The 14,390-nt window shown below is 63.1% G+C and carries 16 protein-coding genes and 2 pseudogenes; 6 read left to right on the top strand and 12 right to left on the bottom strand.

The genetic code is table 11. The features are described 5' to 3' along the window. Positions 1 to 6: 6 nt before the first annotated feature. Positions 7 to 267, bottom strand: a complete 261-nt coding sequence (locus tag B7L68_RS02330) for an ACT domain-containing protein (protein WP_238136282.1) — start codon at positions 265 to 267, stop codon at positions 7 to 9. Beyond that, a pseudogene (gene ilvB / locus B7L68_RS02325) lies at positions 257 to 1,981 on the bottom strand (biosynthetic-type acetolactate synthase large subunit); the annotation flags it as partial. The gene B7L68_RS02330 and the pseudogene ilvB, both read right to left, overlap by 11 nt. Positions 1,982 to 2,131: 150 nt before the next feature. Here ilvB and B7L68_RS02320 point away from each other — a divergent pair. The 5 genes from B7L68_RS02320 to B7L68_RS02300 are packed head-to-tail and all read left to right on the top strand — an operon-like array spanning position 2,132 to position 6,099. Beyond that, positions 2,132 to 2,647 (top strand): 3-isopropylmalate dehydratase small subunit, encoded by a 516-nt coding sequence (locus tag B7L68_RS02320; protein ID WP_081246082.1) that lies wholly within the window; start codon positions 2,132 to 2,134, stop codon positions 2,645 to 2,647. Next, complete coding sequence (lysS, locus tag B7L68_RS02315) at positions 2,648 to 4,075, top strand: homocitrate synthase (RefSeq protein ID WP_081246081.1); 1,428 nt, start codon at positions 2,648 to 2,650, stop codon at positions 4,073 to 4,075. 56 nt (positions 4,076 to 4,131) lie between these two features. Further along, positions 4,132 to 4,806, top strand: a complete 675-nt coding sequence (locus B7L68_RS02310) for a DUF6884 domain-containing protein (RefSeq protein WP_081246080.1) — start codon at positions 4,132 to 4,134, stop codon at positions 4,804 to 4,806. A gap of 19 nt (positions 4,807 to 4,825) precedes the next feature. After that, positions 4,826 to 5,806 carry an isocitrate/isopropylmalate dehydrogenase family protein gene (locus tag B7L68_RS02305; RefSeq protein ID WP_081246079.1) on the top strand — a complete coding sequence of 327 codons (981 nt, stop codon included), beginning with the start codon at positions 4,826 to 4,828 and terminating at the stop codon, positions 5,804 to 5,806. Between the two features lie 20 nt (positions 5,807 to 5,826). Beyond that, on the top strand, positions 5,827 to 6,099 hold the full coding sequence (locus B7L68_RS02300; protein WP_081246078.1) for a hypothetical protein: 273 nt from the start codon (positions 5,827 to 5,829) through the stop codon (positions 6,097 to 6,099). Here the strand turns inward: B7L68_RS02300 and B7L68_RS02295 are convergent. From B7L68_RS02295 to B7L68_RS02265, 8 genes are all read right to left on the bottom strand, one after another. Then, a complete protein-coding gene (locus B7L68_RS02295; RefSeq protein WP_081246077.1) occupies positions 6,052 to 6,609 on the bottom strand; it encodes a transposase in 558 nt (185 codons plus the stop codon). The two genes, B7L68_RS02300 and B7L68_RS02295, sit on opposite strands and share 48 nt — an antisense overlap. Positions 6,610 to 6,684: 75 nt before the next feature. Further along, complete coding sequence (locus B7L68_RS08840; protein WP_193432457.1) at positions 6,685 to 6,849, bottom strand: hypothetical protein; 165 nt, start codon at positions 6,847 to 6,849, stop codon at positions 6,685 to 6,687. Between the two features lie 140 nt (positions 6,850 to 6,989). Continuing rightward, positions 6,990 to 8,189 (bottom strand): argininosuccinate synthase, encoded by a 1,200-nt coding sequence (locus tag B7L68_RS02290; RefSeq protein ID WP_081246076.1) that lies wholly within the window; start codon positions 8,187 to 8,189, stop codon positions 6,990 to 6,992. Positions 8,190 to 8,298: 109 nt separating this feature from the next. Next, positions 8,299 to 8,484, bottom strand: coding sequence for an alpha-aminoadipate/glutamate carrier protein LysW (locus tag B7L68_RS02285; RefSeq protein ID WP_081246075.1), 186 nt, complete (start codon positions 8,482 to 8,484; stop codon positions 8,299 to 8,301). Between the two features lie 40 nt (positions 8,485 to 8,524). Next, positions 8,525 to 9,304, bottom strand: coding sequence for a [LysW]-aminoadipate/[LysW]-glutamate kinase (locus tag B7L68_RS02280; protein WP_081246074.1), 780 nt, complete (start codon positions 9,302 to 9,304; stop codon positions 8,525 to 8,527). Further along, on the bottom strand, positions 9,301 to 10,356 hold the full coding sequence (gene argC, locus B7L68_RS02275) for an N-acetyl-gamma-glutamyl-phosphate reductase (RefSeq protein ID WP_081246073.1): 1,056 nt from the start codon (positions 10,354 to 10,356) through the stop codon (positions 9,301 to 9,303). The genes B7L68_RS02280 and argC overlap by 4 nt, the downstream gene beginning before the upstream one ends. Further along, positions 10,353 to 10,895 carry a hypothetical protein gene (locus B7L68_RS02270; RefSeq protein WP_238136281.1) on the bottom strand — a complete coding sequence of 181 codons (543 nt, stop codon included), beginning with the start codon at positions 10,893 to 10,895 and terminating at the stop codon, positions 10,353 to 10,355. The genes argC and B7L68_RS02270 overlap by 4 nt, the downstream gene beginning before the upstream one ends. 202 nt (positions 10,896 to 11,097) lie before the next feature. Next, positions 11,098 to 11,361, bottom strand: coding sequence for a hypothetical protein (locus tag B7L68_RS02265; protein WP_081246071.1), 264 nt, complete (start codon positions 11,359 to 11,361; stop codon positions 11,098 to 11,100). Positions 11,362 to 11,591: 230 nt separating this feature from the next. On the opposite strand from B7L68_RS02265, the pseudogene B7L68_RS02260 reads away from it, so the two are divergent. Continuing rightward, a pseudogene (locus B7L68_RS02260) lies at positions 11,592 to 11,990 on the top strand (M20/M25/M40 family metallo-hydrolase); the annotation flags it as partial. 37 nt (positions 11,991 to 12,027) lie between these two features. Here B7L68_RS02260 and B7L68_RS02255 read toward each other — a convergent pair. Further along, a complete protein-coding gene (locus B7L68_RS02255; protein ID WP_081246070.1) occupies positions 12,028 to 13,200 on the bottom strand; it encodes an MFS transporter in 1,173 nt (390 codons plus the stop codon). A gap of 14 nt (positions 13,201 to 13,214) precedes the next feature. Beyond that, positions 13,215 to 14,375, bottom strand: a complete 1,161-nt coding sequence (locus tag B7L68_RS02250; RefSeq protein WP_081246069.1) for a radical SAM protein — start codon at positions 14,373 to 14,375, stop codon at positions 13,215 to 13,217. Positions 14,376 to 14,390 lie beyond the last annotated feature (15 nt).

Below are 14,390 nucleotides of genomic sequence, written 5' to 3'. Positions count from 1 at the left end.
TAACTCTCATCGCCCCTCCCTCACCGCCACCGCTATTGCCGGCGCCGCCTGCGTCCTGCCTATCTCCAGGACCTCCGGCAGCTTGTCCAGCTTGGCTATGAGCCAGCCTATCTCGTCGGCGGGGCCCTCCACGTCCATCACAATGTGGTAGGTCGAGTCCCTCGCCTCTATCTCCATGCGCCTCACGAACACCTTGGCCCTCCTCACTATGCTGACGACCCTCCCCACGTAGTCCATGGAGGGAGGTATCCTTATGCTAATGCTCATAGGCCAGCGAGACGTCCTCCATCCCTTTGGGCAGTATCACTTGGGTTAGCCAATCGCCGGGCTTCACCCACGGCAGGACTATATCCTTGTCCTCGTCTATGGTGACGTCTATTATCAACGGCTCGTCGTTCCTCACGGCCCAGGACACGGCCCTCTCCAGCTCCTCGTAGCTGGACGGCCTGATGCCCTCTATCCCGTAGGCCTCGCCTATCTTCAGGAAGTCCGGATTCCTCGCGAACCTCACCGCTATCTGCCTATTGCCGTACATGTAGACCTGCCACTGCTTCACCAGCTGGAGCGAGGCGTTGTCGAAGATTATCTCGACGAACGGAAGGCCGTACTCCCTGACTAGGGCCAGGTTGTTGAAGGTCATCTGGAACGAGCCGTCGCCGTCTATACACACCACGGGCCTCGACCGATCCGCCAGCTTGGCTCCCAGCGAGGCGGGTATGCCGAAGCCCATCGTGCCGAGGCCCGCCGACGTTATGAAGGTGCCGGGCTCGTAGACCTCCCACCATATCTCGGACCACATCTGGTGGCCTCCCACGCCCGTGACCGTCACGGCGCTCGGCGGAGCCGCCCTCCTCACGGCCTTGAGGACTTTCCACGGCGCGAAGTGCCTAAATTCGGCGGCCGCCTTCTCCATAGCATCTTCATATCTCCTCCTGATCTCGTAGAGCCAGGCCAGGAACTTCGGGCTCCTGGCGGCGGCCGCGGGCATCAGGTCGAGCACCTCCCTCAAGGCGTCCCTGGCGTCGGCCACTATGCCCACAGTCGGCTTGACGTTCTTCCCGATCTCGCTCCTATCGACATCTATGTGGATCAGCTTGACCTCGCCGGACCTCACCCTCTCCTGCAACTCCCTGAATCTGCCCCAAGTCCTGTCGCTGAACCTGGTCCCCACGGCGATCACCGCGTCGGCGTTGGCCAGAGCCGCGTCGGCCTCGGCCCTCCCGTGCATCCCCGCCGGGCCCATGTAGAGCGGATGGTTGTGCGGTATGGCGGCCTTGCCGGGCAACGTGGACACTATCGGGGCGTTGAGCTTCTCGGCCAGCTCCAACACCTCCTTCGTGGCGCCGGACCAGAGCACTCCTCCGCCGGCCAGCACGACCGGCCTATCGGCCTCCAGCAAGATCTTGACGGCCTTTGCCACATCCTCCTCCCTCGGCTTAGGGGGTATGAACTTCGATACGTTTATCTGTATCTTGGCCTCACCCCTATATTCCATGAGCTGGACGTCTCTGGGCAGATCCACCAAGGTCGGCCCGGGCCTGCCCAACGCCGAGATCTCGTACGCTATCCTCACCGCTGGCGTGGCCTCCTCCGGCCTCCTCACTTGGTACACCCATTTGGTTATGGGGGTGGCCACCCCCAATATGTCGGTCTCCTGGAACCCATCCCTCCCGAACACCCAGGTCGCCACCTGGCCCGTTATCGCCGTGACGGGCACCGAGTCCATGTAGGCGTCTGTCAGACCCGTCACAAGGTTCGTGGCTCCAGGTCCGCTGGTGGCGGACACCACGGCAGGCCTCCCGGCAACTCTGGCGTAGCCCTCAGCGGCGTGGGCCGCCCCTTGTTCGTGCCTGAACATGACCACCTCGATGTCGTCGACGAAGTACGCGGCGTCGAACAACGCCATTATAGAGCCGCCAGTTATGCCCAGGATATGCCTTACCTTAAGCTCTCTCAGCGTGTCTATTACTCTGTCGACGACCCTATTGGGGCGATCCCCTCGAGCCCCGAATTGACCCCCGAATCCATGGGGCGACTATTTAGCCTATATTTAAACATTGCCTTCCTAAGTAAAAGGCGGGGGATGCGCCGTGGCGGCGGAATGCTTAAAAGCTATATAGATGGTTTCGCCATGGAGATCCGGGGAAGGGCCTTGGTCTACGGCGACAAGATAGACACCGACGTCATAATACCGGCCCGCTATCTGGTATATACGGATCCAAAGGTCTTGGGAGAACACGCCATGGAGCCTCTGGACCCCGAGTTCCCCAAGAAGGCGAGGGGCGCCGTAATAGTGGCTGGCCGGGCCTTCGGCATGGGGAGCAGCCGCGAGCAGGCCGCGACGGCCCTCAAGGGCGCCGGCGTGGCGGCCGTGGTCGCCGAGTCCTTCGCCCGCATATTCTTCCGCAACGCCGTGAACGTCGGCCTGCCGGTCCTCCAGGCGCCCGCCAGAGGCAGGGTGCGAGAGGGCGACGAGCTGCTCGTCAGGCTAGACGCGGGGGAGGTCGTCGATCTAACCACCGGCGAGACGATCAAGGGGAAGCCGCTGTCCGGCCTCGTCCTGGACATCATAAGGGCGGGCGGCCTCGTGGAGTACCTGAAGGCCAGGTCTCGATCTATAGGGAATATAGCCGACCGCTATGCTTAAATACGCGTCGGCCTCTGCCGACATGCGTTCGGGGAAAGCGTAAAGATCCTCGACTCGACGCTTAGAGAGGGCGAGCAGACCCCCGGCGTCGTCTTCTCCGAGGATTGGCGCATCAAGATCGCCAAGGCCCTTTCTGATGCCGGCGTCCACATGATAGAGGTCGGCGACCCCAACGTGGCTCCCGACATAAGGTCGGCCATAGCTAAGATCGTCGCCATGAGGAGAGACGGCGAGATAGCCGGCGAGATAGTTGCCCACAGCAGGTCGGTCAAGGCCGATATAGAAAACGCCGCGTCTCTGGAGCCCGATAGGGTCGCCATATTCTACGGCGTCAGCGATGTACACCTTAAGCACAAGCACAGGAAGTCGAGGGAGGAGGCTCTGTCCATAATAGCGGAGCACGTGGAGCACGCCAGGAGCCAGGGCGTTAGGGTTAGATTCACGGCGGAGGACGCCACGCGGGCCGATCTCGACTACTTGATACAGGTGGTCGAGACGGCGAGGGACGCGGGCGCGGATAGAGTCAGCGTGGCCGACACGGTGGGCGTGCTGACGCCCGACAGGGCGCGGCAGCTCTTCTCCAAGATCAAGGAGGCGGTGCCCGACGTCGGGCTGGATATACATGCGCACAACGACCTCGGCATGGCCGTGGCCAACTCTCTGGCGGCGGTCGAGGGCGGCGCCGACGTGGTGCACACCACGGTCAACGGCCTCGGCGAGAGGGCAGGCATAACGCCGCTCCAGGTGTTCGCGGCCGCGTATTACCGCCACAAGGGCGTGAGGCTCATCGACCTGTCCAAACTGCCCTACCTGGCCTCCCTGGTCGAGGCGGCGAGCGGCATAACGCAGATGCCCACGTTCCCCATCACGGGCGATAACGCGTTCACCCACAAGGCCGGCGTCCACCAGGCCGGCGTGCTCGCAAGCCCGGAGACCTACGAGCCTCTTCCGCCCGAGGTCGTGGGGCGCTCCAGGGACTTCTCCTTGGATAAATACAGCGGGAGGAAGGCAGTCGCGCATAGGCTCGAGAGGCTGGGCGTAAAGATCGACGAGGAGTCCCTCGGGAGGCTCGTTGATGAGCTCAAGAGGAGCAACGCCAGGCGGATGCGCGACGAGGATCTGCTGGAGCTCCTGGAGAGGATAACGGGGGTGAGGTACAGAGCCCAGGTGAATAAACACATAGAGGCCTACATCTGGGTCAAGGTGGACGAGAATGTCTACACCACGTCGGTGGCGAGGAGGATAATGGCCGTGAGGGGCGTCCAAGGCGTCGGCGAGGTGACGGGGGATTTCGACATAGTGGCGAGGGTCTCCGCCGAGAACGCCGAGGAGCTCAACAGAATAATCGAGGAGGTCAGGGCGGTGAGAGGCGTGAAGTCCACTCTGACTAATATAGTCCTAAAGCAGCTGTCAGCGTCCTTCGCCTAGGCGCCGGCGGCCCTCAGGGCCCAGGAACGGTATAAATCCGAGCCGTCTCTCGACCTATGCCGGTGGTTTCCTGGAGCGACATAACCCCCGAGGAGCTCAGGCGGAGATATAGAGGAGGGCCTATGCTTCTGTTAACCCACTGCACAAAGACCAAGAACGTGGACTGGAGGGCGGTGGCGGCCGCGTTGAAGTCCGCCGGCCTCTCCACGCCGAACATGGACCTGGAGAAGGAAGGCCTCTATAGGGACGTCTTGAGGGATTTCGTGAAGCCGGCCGCCGAGATGTACGGCGGCTCCTTCAGGAAAGTGAGGGAGATGGCAGAGGCTCTCGGCAGATGTGCACCAGTGGATTTCTACGTGTTGAGCGCCAGATACGGGCTGATAAGAGCCGACGAGCCCGTGGTGCCCTACGAGGCCACGCTGAACGGCCTAGGCGCGGCGGAGGTCGAGAGGTGGGCTGAGGCGAGGGGCGTCTGGGACAAAGCCGCCGAGCTTCTCGGCGGGAGGTACGGCATGGCCGTTGCCTTTCTGCCAGGCAACTACGCCAGGGCCCTCGGCCCGGCGCTCCGCAGGTTGCTGGCGTCGGAAAACGCCCTTCTGATGATCCCCCGGCGTCTAGCGGGGCGTAGCCCCGAGGCGCTCGTGGTGAGGAGCAGGGGGGTTTTCGGCAGATACGGCGATCTGTCCAGGGCGAGGCGTCTGCTGGAGGAGGCCCTCTGCGATCAATATTAAAAAGGGGCTTTACCGCTCCATGAGGCTCGCGGTCATCCCGGGCGATGGCATCGGGCCCGAGGTGGTGTCGGCGGCCATGAGGGTCGTAGAGGCCGCGGCCAGGCGGTTCTCTATAGATGTTGAGGCGAAATACGTCGAGGCGGGGGACGGCGCGTTGAGGAAATACGGCAAGGCCATGCCGGACGACGCCTGGCGCGTCGTGGATTCCGCCGACGCCGTCCTGAAGGGGCCCGTCGGCGAGACGGCGTACGACGTCACCTCGGCCATAAGGATGAAGTACGTCCTCTACGCCAACATAAGGCCCGCCAAGAGCCTCCCGGGCGTGCCGTCGATCAAGCCCATAGATTGTCTATTCGTCAGAGAGAACGTCGAGGACGTCTACATAGGGGCTGAGTACAGAGTGGGCGATGTGGCCATAGCCCTTAAGGTCATCACGGGGCAGGGCACGAGGAGGGTCGCCAGAACCGCCAGGCGCTACGCCGAGATGAGGAGGAGGAAGGTCACTGTGGTCACGAAATCGAATGTGCTGAGGGTCGTCGACGCCTTCTTCAGGGACGTGGCCAAGGAGGAGCTCAGAGGGCTTGAGGTCGAGGAGATGTACGTCGACGCGGCCGCCATGGAGCTGGTGCGCAACCCGGCCCGCTTCGACGTGGTCCTGACGACGAACCAATACGGCGACATACTCACGGACCTAGCGGCGCAGGTCGCGGGGAGCCTCGGGCTTGCGCCGTCGGCGAACATAGGGGACTCCAAGGCCATGTTCGAGCCGGTGCACGGCGCCGCCTTCGACATAGCCGGGAAGGGCGTGGCGAATCCCGTGGCCACCATACTCTCGGCCGCCTTGATGTTCGAATGGATGGGGCGCGGCGATGCGGCGTCCGCGGTGAGGAGGGCCGTCGAGGAGGCGCTGAGGCGCGGCGTCGCCACGCCGGATGTGGGAGGCCGCTCCACCACGGAGGAGGTGGGCAAATATATAGCGTCCCTGGTTGAAAGCATATAACATGGCGGCGGATATATAGCGTGGACTGCGCATCCATCTGCGGCGCCTCTCTCCCCGCCGATTTCGGCGAAGACGAGACGGCGTTGCTGAGAGCCATATACGCGGCCGCGATCCGCCACGGCCCCCCAGGCGCTTGCTACGTGATATGCAGGGCGGTCGAGAGGCTCTGCGGAGTCTCGGGCGACTGCAACGCCGCCCTTAGGGAGTTCGTCAGGAGGTATCCCAGGGCCGCCGCGCTCTATCGATCAGAGCTGTTGCGCATCGCCGCCAGCGCCGGGGAGAAGCCGGCCTAGCGCCCGCGAGAAGTAGGCCGCGAAGCCCCCCTGCTCGAAGAGAGGCGGTAGCAATTCGCCGCGGCAGCCGGCGCCTCGCCATGCGTATTCGATCCTGTCGTAGATGATCCCTCTTGTCAAGACCACAGGGGCAGCCACATCCCTACAGTAGGGAGGCCCTATGGACGGCTCGCCCTCCAGGAATACGTAGGGAAGGCCTAGGGACTCCACATCGGATATATACTCTTCGTCCTCTCCGCCGTGGAATATATACATGCCTGCGCCCAAGCTCCTCAAGTAGTCGCCGAATTCGGGCCAACGCGCCAGAGGCGGTATAGAGGACCCGGCCAGCGCCGCGGCCGCTCTGTAGTCCCCTCCGCCCGCTATAAACACCGGCACGTACAACGCGCCGGGCGTCCTGGCGAAGTTCCTAACGAATGCGTACCCGACGCCGAGCTTTTCGGCGAACGCCTTCACAGACTCCAAATACCTCGGGTCTCGGGAGCCGTGCAGCAGAAGGACGACATCCACTCGCCCTTCTCGATCTTGCTTGAAAAGGCTCGCGTTATATAAACTACGCCGAGATCTATATATGGGGACAGCTGGCTATGTAACCTCTATGTGCTCGGTGAGCAGCTCCGCGCCGCAACGCGGACAGCAGTAGGTCACCAGCACGTACCGTTTAGATAGGGATTTCCGGCTGCACTCCCTAGGCTTCACCGGACGTTTGCAGTTCGGACATATAACCGTCGAGAGCCTGCGTTCCCCCATCGACGTCTAGAGCGCCCGCCTTTATATAGCTTTTTATTTATTCTTCAAGGGTAATATCTATCTCTATATAAAGAGACCAAAAGAAATTACCAGAGAAATTTTGTAGTAAACACCATTGATAAATAGCTTTGTTGTAGGACCTATTTTTTGCCTCCTGCCCTCTTACTTAACGCAGTCAAGCTATGCAGCGCCCACATCTCTATGAAGCCCCTCGCCTCCTCGTCGGTGGGGTACCACCCCCTTGAGTAGTCCGCCAGCTCCGCGCTGTACGTGCCGTATCTAGAGTCCCTCGCGACGATCTGCACGGATCCTCTGTACAGCTTCGCCTTAACCCAGCCGTCGACCCACTTCTCCATCTCGCCGGCGGCCGCCTCGAGCGCAAGCCTAAGCGGCTCCACCCACAGGCCTTGGTAGACCAAGTCGGCCCAATAGGGATCGAGCACCTGGTGTTTCAGCCTGAGCTCCCTCGGCGTGAGCACCAGCTTCTCGAGATCCCTATGGGCCTCGAAGAGTATAACCGCCGCAGGCGCCTCGTATACCTCCCTGCTCTTGAAGCCCACCAGCCTGCTCTCTATGTGGTCTATCCTCCCGACCCCCGCGGCGCCGCCCATCTGGTTCAACGCCCTCACCAACGAGAGCATGTCCATACGCTCGCCGTTGATGGCCCTCGGCAGACCGTCCTCGAACTCTATCTCGACGTACGTGGGCTGGTCAGGCGCCCTTTCGGGCTGGACGGTCCACTTGAAGGCATCCTCGGGCGGCTCGAGCCTCTGGTCGTCCACGGGCCCTCCCTCTATGGAGCGGCTCCAGAGGTTTTCGTCTATGCTGTACTTCTTGTGGGCCTCCGGCACGGGTATGTTACGAGCCTTCGCGTATTCCACCTCCTGTTCCCTGCCCATGCCCCAGACCCTGGCCGGCGCGAGCACCTCCAGGTCGGGCGCCAGCGCCTTGGCCGTCACGTCGAAGCGGACCTGGTCGTTCCCCTTGCTCGTGCTCCCGTGGGCTATGGCGTCGGCGCCCTCGCGCCTCGCCACCTCGACGGTCTTCGCGACGATGAGAGGCCTGGCCAGCGCGGTCCCGAGGGGGTACTTCCCCTCATACATCGCGTTCATGAGGACGGCCCGGCCGACGTACTCCTCGGCGAATTCCCTCTTGGCGTCGATCGTGTAGTGCTTGACGGCGCCGGCCCTATAGGCCCTCTCCTCCACCTCGGAGAAGTCCTCCTCCTGCCCCACGTCCACGGTGACCGTGACGACCTCAGCCCCGAACTTCTCGGAAAGCCATTTTATAGCGACGGTCGTGTCGAGCCCGCCCGAATACGCGAGCGCTATTCTGCCTATCTTCTTCGCCCCGAAGGCATGCCACCCCCCTCCGAGGCCTTTATAAACTTATCGCGCCGTCCGCCGGACCTAAGCCGGCAGGGGCCGTTGGGCCGGAAAAAACGTGGCGTTACTGTCCGTAGTCCTCTACGTCGCCCTTAAACTCCTCGAGCTCGGCCTTGCCCTCCTTGAGGCGCACTATATACCTGGTGCCGCAGGTCGGGCAGGACGTGATTTCGCCGTCCATTACGTCCTCGGGCAGCTCTATCTCGCTCCCACATACTTTACATACAGCTGTTAGTTTTACCTTTGCCATAAAGAAAGAATTTTATCTAATATTTAAACTTTTCCCTCGATTAAGATGGGGTGATATGGGTGCCGGCCCCCGCCAGCGCCCTCCCTATGGGCGAATCGGCTAGGCCGTTGTATATTATGGTCTCGACGCCCATCCTCGCCGCCTCGGCGGCCGCGAGCAACTTGCGCTTCATGCCTCCCCTGACCTCCTCTGACTTGGCCAGCCTCTCCGCCTCGTCGGGATCCAACCTCTCCACGACCCTCCCGCCTACGATCAAGCCGTCCACGTCGCTGAGGATGACCAGCTTGGCGCCGAGCCTCGAGGCGACCTCGAAGGCTATCTGGTCTCCGTCCACGTTGAGGAGCTCCCCCCTTTCGGACAGCGCTATCGGGGCCAACACCTTGAGGGGCGGAGGCAGTAGGGCCTTGGCGTCCACATCGACGATCTTGCCGCTGTACCCCCCGTCGACCACCCTCTGCCTACCCCTCTCGTCCACGACCACGACCTTCTCCTTCCTCTTGGCCTTGACCACGGCCCCGTCGGCGCCTGTGAGGCCCACGGCGGGGATCCCCCTGGCGGCTAGAGAGGCCACTACGGTCTTGTTTATCCAGCTCATGGCCATGACGAACGCCCTTAGGGTCTCGTAGTCGGTGTATCTGCTGACCACGCCGCCGGGATGCGTCAAGAACTTCGGCTGCAGCCCCAACGCCTTCATGAGGTCGTTGACGGCGCAACCCCCGCCGTGTATGGCCACGGCCTCCCCGGCGTAGTTGGCCAGATCGGCCACAGCCTTCGACGGGTCCTTGCAGATCACCGAGCCGCCTATCTTCACCACTATCATATGGGGTGCGGCGGTATGTACCTAAGCCCTTGGTCCTCGGGGAAGCCCGCCGCCACGTTGAAGGCCTGCACCGCCTGCCCGGCGGCTCCGCGCACCAGGTTGTCGATGGCCGAGAACGCCACTATCCTCCTCAGCCTGGAATCCACCTCGAAGCCCACGTCGACGATGTTCGTCCCCAATACATATTTTATATTTGGATAGCGCGCAAGGCCCAGCCTATCCTTCATTATCCTCACGAACTTGGAGTCTCCGTACATGGCCCTATACGCCTTCCACAACGTCGGCTCGTCCACCTCGCGCTCGGCGAACACGTGGGCGGTGGAGAGTATGCCCCTGACCACATCGACTGCGTGGGGGGTATACGCCACCTTCACCTCCCTCCCCGCGAGCCTCGAGAGCTCCTGCTCCACCTCGGCCGCGTGTCTGTGGTGCACGGGCTCGTAGGGCCTTATGACGTAGGTGCGGTGGCTGTGCATATCGAGGACGGACCCCTCGGCGCCGGCGCCCGACGACCCCATCTTCACGTCTACGACCGGCGGGAGGGGGCCCAGCAGGCCGTATTTGGCCAGAGGCGCCAGGGCCATGATGGAGGCCGTGGCCGTGCATCCAGGCGACGCTATGAGCTTGGCGCCGGGCAGCTCGTCCCTATGCAGCTCCGGGAGGCCGTAGACGGCCCTCTTGAGGAGGTCCGGGTAGGGATGGGGCTGGGGCCATCTGTACCACTCCACGTAGGCGTTGGGGTCCTTGAGCCTGAAGTCGGCCGCCAGGTCTACGGTCATAAGGCCGTGTTCGTAGAGCTGGGGGACCCACTTGACGGACTCGCCGTGGGGAAGCGCAAGGAACACCACGTCCGCCTTGAGCGCCGCGTCGAGGCTGGGCTCCACGAACTTCAGGTTGGTGAAGCCCCTCAGGTTTGGGTGCACCCGGTAGACGTACTCGCCCTTGAACTTCCTCGACGTGGCGCACGCCACCTCGACCCCGCCGTGTTGCAACAAGATGCGCAGCAGCTCTCCTCCCGTGAAGCCGGAGGCCCCTATTATGCAGGCCCTCATGCCTCCTCGAGCGCCGCGTCGGCCAAGAGCCTGGCCCTGGCCTCGTCGAGCTCGGGTATGGGGTCTACGTCCACCACGCGCTCCCCATCGTCGTAAAGCCCCAGCGCCACCTCGGCGTATTTGAGGCCGAGCGCCCTCAACACCTCGCCCGCGATTCCGTCCATGCCCGACACGGCGAACACCTTCCTCACCCCTCTGGGCTTGGGCATGGCCACGCTGGCCTTGGCCAGGGGGTTCCTCATGTAGTTGCGGTGCTCCACGACGCTCTTGGCCCCCTCGACGCTGGTCACCAGAACGTCTAGGCCCAGCCGCCAGACCGTCGCGAGGAGCCACGGCGGCTTGAAGTCGACCTTCTCCACCGCCTCCTCGTCCGAGAAGACGAAGAAGTGGGGACCGTATTTAGGCAGCCAGTACAGCCTATTCAAGGCGTTGTATATCGCGTGGGAGGGGTTGATCGACCTACGGAACAGCGACGCGTAGACGGCGCCTAGGTACTGGTTCCGGGTCCTGACCAAGACCGTGGAGTCGCCGCCCTCCACATGCCCCTGGGATATATCGACCAGGTCGACATATACGCCGCGGGCCGATAGGAACTTGGCCAGAAGTCTCTCGCCTAGCTCGGGCCTCTCCGACAGTACGAGGACTCTCGCCCCGCTGGCCCCGTTTTCCCCGAAAATTCCATATAGGCCGGGCTGAGCACTATATATAAACTTAACGGGCCGTTTCGGAAAAAGCCTGCTTTCAGCTAACAGCCTTTCTCTGCAGCCACCTGGCGTACATTATCATGAACACATCGGCGTTGTGCCTCCCCAGTGCCCTCGACAGCGCCTCGTAGATGTTGTCGGGCGCCTCCAGGACTATCTCCTCGAACCTCTTGCCGTAGGTTCTGGCGAGCCTCACGTCCAACACGGTCCTATAGCTATTCTCGAGGGAGCTGTAGAACTCCAGTAGCTTTCCCCGTGACATCTTTACCTCGCCTATGTGGGTTTTCGCAACCGCCATCATGTGCGCGCTTGACCTTTAAAGATAAAAAACTTGCGAAGCGCCGAGGGAACATATCCCGCATATAAAACTTACGTAGAGAGCTACGCGGCGCTGGTTGCCGGCGGCCCTCCCGTCGCCTTCCAACGGCCCCGTCCAACTCGACGCGGCGCGTGGAAGAGGTTCCGATCTCCTCCCCGCCCTAAAGGGCGAGGTTTTCTGCCAACCTTATAAACCGGTGTTCGGCGGCCTCCATGGATCTGAAGGGCTTGTTGCTGCGCATGCTGTCCATATATAGCCCGTCCCACGGCGAGGCGGAGCTGGCCGGATTTCTCCTCGGCGTAGTTAGGGAGGCGGCCGACGAGGCTTGGACGGACGGGGCGGGCAACGTGGTGGCCGTAAAGGGCAGGGGGGCGCCCGTCACGTGGCTCCACGCCCATATGGACACCGTCGTGGGGCCTCTGGAGGTCAGGGACGAGGGGGACGTGGTGAGGGGGAGGGGCGCGGTGGACGACAAGGGCCCCCTCGCGGCGTACGTTGGGGCGTTCTCGTCCGCGAGGCCCTCCGGCACCTTGGTGCTGACGTTGGTGACGGCCGAGGAGGACGACAGCGCCGGCACCGAGGAGCTGCTGAGGGGAGGGCCCCCCCGGCCGACGCCGGAGGAGAAGCCACGAAGAGCCTCGTATGGAATTAACGTAGGCTAATAGCCCCCGCGGCGGCGACGGCGACGCCCGCCGCCATGACGGCCACCATGCCCACAGGCATCGAGCCGAACAAGCCGACTAGAAGAGGCGCCCAGCCGCCTATCAGAAGCCCCCAGTTGTAGGCCACGCCGAGGCCCGTCGCCCTCTGCTCCACGCCGAACCTCCTCGCCAGCAAGTAGGGCACGAGCCCCATCGCGAAGTTCTCGAGGAAGGCCAGGACTACCAGCGAGGCGGCGGAGGGGTTCAGCATGAGGGCATACGGCGCGAAGGCTAGGGCGGCCGCAAGGCTCCCCACGAACACGGCCCTGTGGCCCACGGCTAGGGACAAGACGCCTCCGAGGAACACCGAGACGACGGCCGCGGCAGTGGATGCGGTCATGACCAGAGGCGTGAGCTCGGCGAGGCCCATGTACTTGAGGTATTGGGAGTATATCAGGTAGGTCGAGTAATACACCAGGAATAGGCCGGTCGTCATCGCCACCGCCTTGACCAGATCGGCTGAGCTCTCGAGAAAGACGGCGGCCAGGGGGTTGCGTCTTGGCTTTCTCCATAGGGGGGACTCCACGGATCTCCGCCTGAGCGCGAAGGCTAGGGCGGCCGCCAGCGCGCCGGTCGCCATGTATATCCTCCAGCCGAAGTCGGAGAACGCGGGCCCCATAGAGGCCGACATGGCGGAGTAGACGAGGCTTGCGGCCAGGGCGCCCAGGGGGTAGCCGGTCTGGGCGAACGCGGACGATATCTCGCCTCTCCATCTGCTCCACTCCATTATCATCGAGGTGCCGGGGCCCCACTCGCCGCCGAGGAACACGCCCTGGATTGCGCGGAGCGCCAGGACGGCCGCCGGGGCCGCCGCGCCTATGGAGACGTACGGCGGCATGAGCGCTATGGCCAAGGCCGATAGGGAGTAGCCGAGCGTCGTGGCCATGAGCCCGACCCTCCTGCCAGCCCGATCGCCGACGTAGCCCATCACGACGGAGCCGAGAGGCCGCATGACCAGGGTGGCGACTAGAGTGGAGAGGCCGCCGAGGTTGCTGTACTGCCCCGGGAAGAAGAGGGATCCGAGTAGGGGCAATATCGGCGTGACGAGAAGCGCGTCGTAGCCGTCCATGACCCAGCCGATATAGGCCGAGGCTATGGCGAGGGCCCTCTCCCCAGCCATGGCGCCGCGCGCGTCTATATAGAGCTGACTCCGCCGGCCGGGGGCCGCAGGAGGTGGGGGATGGGGCAGAGCGGGTCGTCGCCCCACATATCGCCCGTGAGGTAGTAGGCCCTCGCCCTGTCGCCTCCCTTGCAGTACTGCTTGAATCTACAGGCGCCGCATTTAGGGCCTCTCAGGTACCGCTCGGTGTTCACGAAGGGCTCCACGGCCTCCGGGCGGAGGATCTCGCGGAGCCGCCTCTCCCTCACGTTGCCCAGCCTGTAGAAATCGAGGAATTGGCAGGGATAGACGTCGCCGTTGGGGTATATGGACACCATCTTCCTGCCGCAGCCTCCAGCCGCCTCGACAAATTTCAAATACTCCTCGGAGCCCCCTCCCAGAGCCTCCGCTATATATATCCCGTCGTACGGCGCCAAGGTGGTCTCTATCTCTATCTTGCCCGCGTACCTCCTGGCGTACTCCATCAAGGAGTTGATAAAGGCGGCGTATTGCTCCGGCGTGTAGTACCAGCTCCTCTCCATCCTCTGGGCCCTGCCGGCCGCCGAGAGGTGGTAGAAGGTGATCCTCCTGACGCCGAGGGATACGGCGAAGTCTATATACCTGGGCGCCTCCTCTATGTTCTTGGCCGTCACCGTGAAGCGGAGGCCTACGTCGAGCCCCGCCTCCACCGCGTTCTTGACGCCGGCCAGCGTAGCCGCGAAGGCGCCCTTGACCCCCCTGAACGCGTCGTGGTAGCTCTCCTCGGCGGAGTCCAGGCTTATCCCCACGTAGTAGAAGCCGAGGTCCCTGAGCCTCCTCGCGACCTCTCTGGTTATCAACGTGCCGTTGGTCGACAGGACCAGCTTGATCCCCTTGCCCCCGGCGTAGGCCGCCACGTCGAAGAGGTCCTGTCTAAGCAACGGCTCCCCGCCCGAGAATATGACCATGGGGACTCCCACCTCGGCCATCTGGTCGACCACGTCCATGGCCTCCTCGGCGGTCAGCTCGGCCGGGTCCCCGGGGCCCGCGTCCACGTAGCAGTGGACGCATCTGAGGTTGCACCTCCTGGTGATATTCCACGTGACCGCCGGCCTCAACGGCGCCGCGAAGTCGCTGGGCCTCCCCACGCCGTACCTACCCTTGATCTTGAAGGACGTCGTGCCGGCGCCGGCGACCATCACGCTTATCGGGATCACGATCCGTTTTTATTT

The sequence above is a fragment of the Thermoproteus sp. CP80 genome, assembly GCF_002077075.2.
In the GTDB taxonomy this organism is placed as follows: Archaea; Thermoproteota; Thermoprotei; order Thermoproteales; family Thermoproteaceae; genus Thermoproteus.
This window is presented reverse-complemented; position numbering and strand designations above follow the sequence as displayed.

Excerpts from the sequence above, each read along its gene's own strand:
- B7L68_RS02330 (WP_238136282.1), bottom strand. The coding sequence starts at position 267 with ATGAGCATTAGCATAAGGATACCTCCCTCCATGGACTACGTGGGGAGG.
- B7L68_RS02320 (WP_081246082.1), top strand. The coding sequence starts at position 2,132 with ATGGAGATCCGGGGAAGGGCCTTGGTCTACGGCGACAAGATAGACACC.
- B7L68_RS02310 (WP_081246080.1), top strand. The coding sequence starts at position 4,132 with ATGCCGGTGGTTTCCTGGAGCGACATAACCCCCGAGGAGCTCAGGCGG.
- B7L68_RS02305 (WP_081246079.1), top strand. The coding sequence starts at position 4,826 with ATGAGGCTCGCGGTCATCCCGGGCGATGGCATCGGGCCCGAGGTGGTG.
- B7L68_RS08840 (WP_193432457.1), bottom strand. The coding sequence starts at position 6,849 with ATGGGGGAACGCAGGCTCTCGACGGTTATATGTCCGAACTGCAAACGT.
- B7L68_RS02285 (WP_081246075.1), bottom strand. The coding sequence starts at position 8,484 with ATGGCAAAGGTAAAACTAACAGCTGTATGTAAAGTATGTGGGAGCGAG.
- B7L68_RS02280 (WP_081246074.1), bottom strand. The coding sequence starts at position 9,304 with ATGATAGTGGTGAAGATAGGCGGCTCGGTGATCTGCAAGGACCCGTCG.
- argC (WP_081246073.1), bottom strand. The coding sequence starts at position 10,356 with ATGAGGGCCTGCATAATAGGGGCCTCCGGCTTCACGGGAGGAGAGCTG.
- B7L68_RS02265 (WP_081246071.1), bottom strand. The coding sequence starts at position 11,361 with ATGATGGCGGTTGCGAAAACCCACATAGGCGAGGTAAAGATGTCACGG.
- B7L68_RS02255 (WP_081246070.1), bottom strand. The coding sequence starts at position 13,200 with ATGGCTGGGGAGAGGGCCCTCGCCATAGCCTCGGCCTATATCGGCTGG.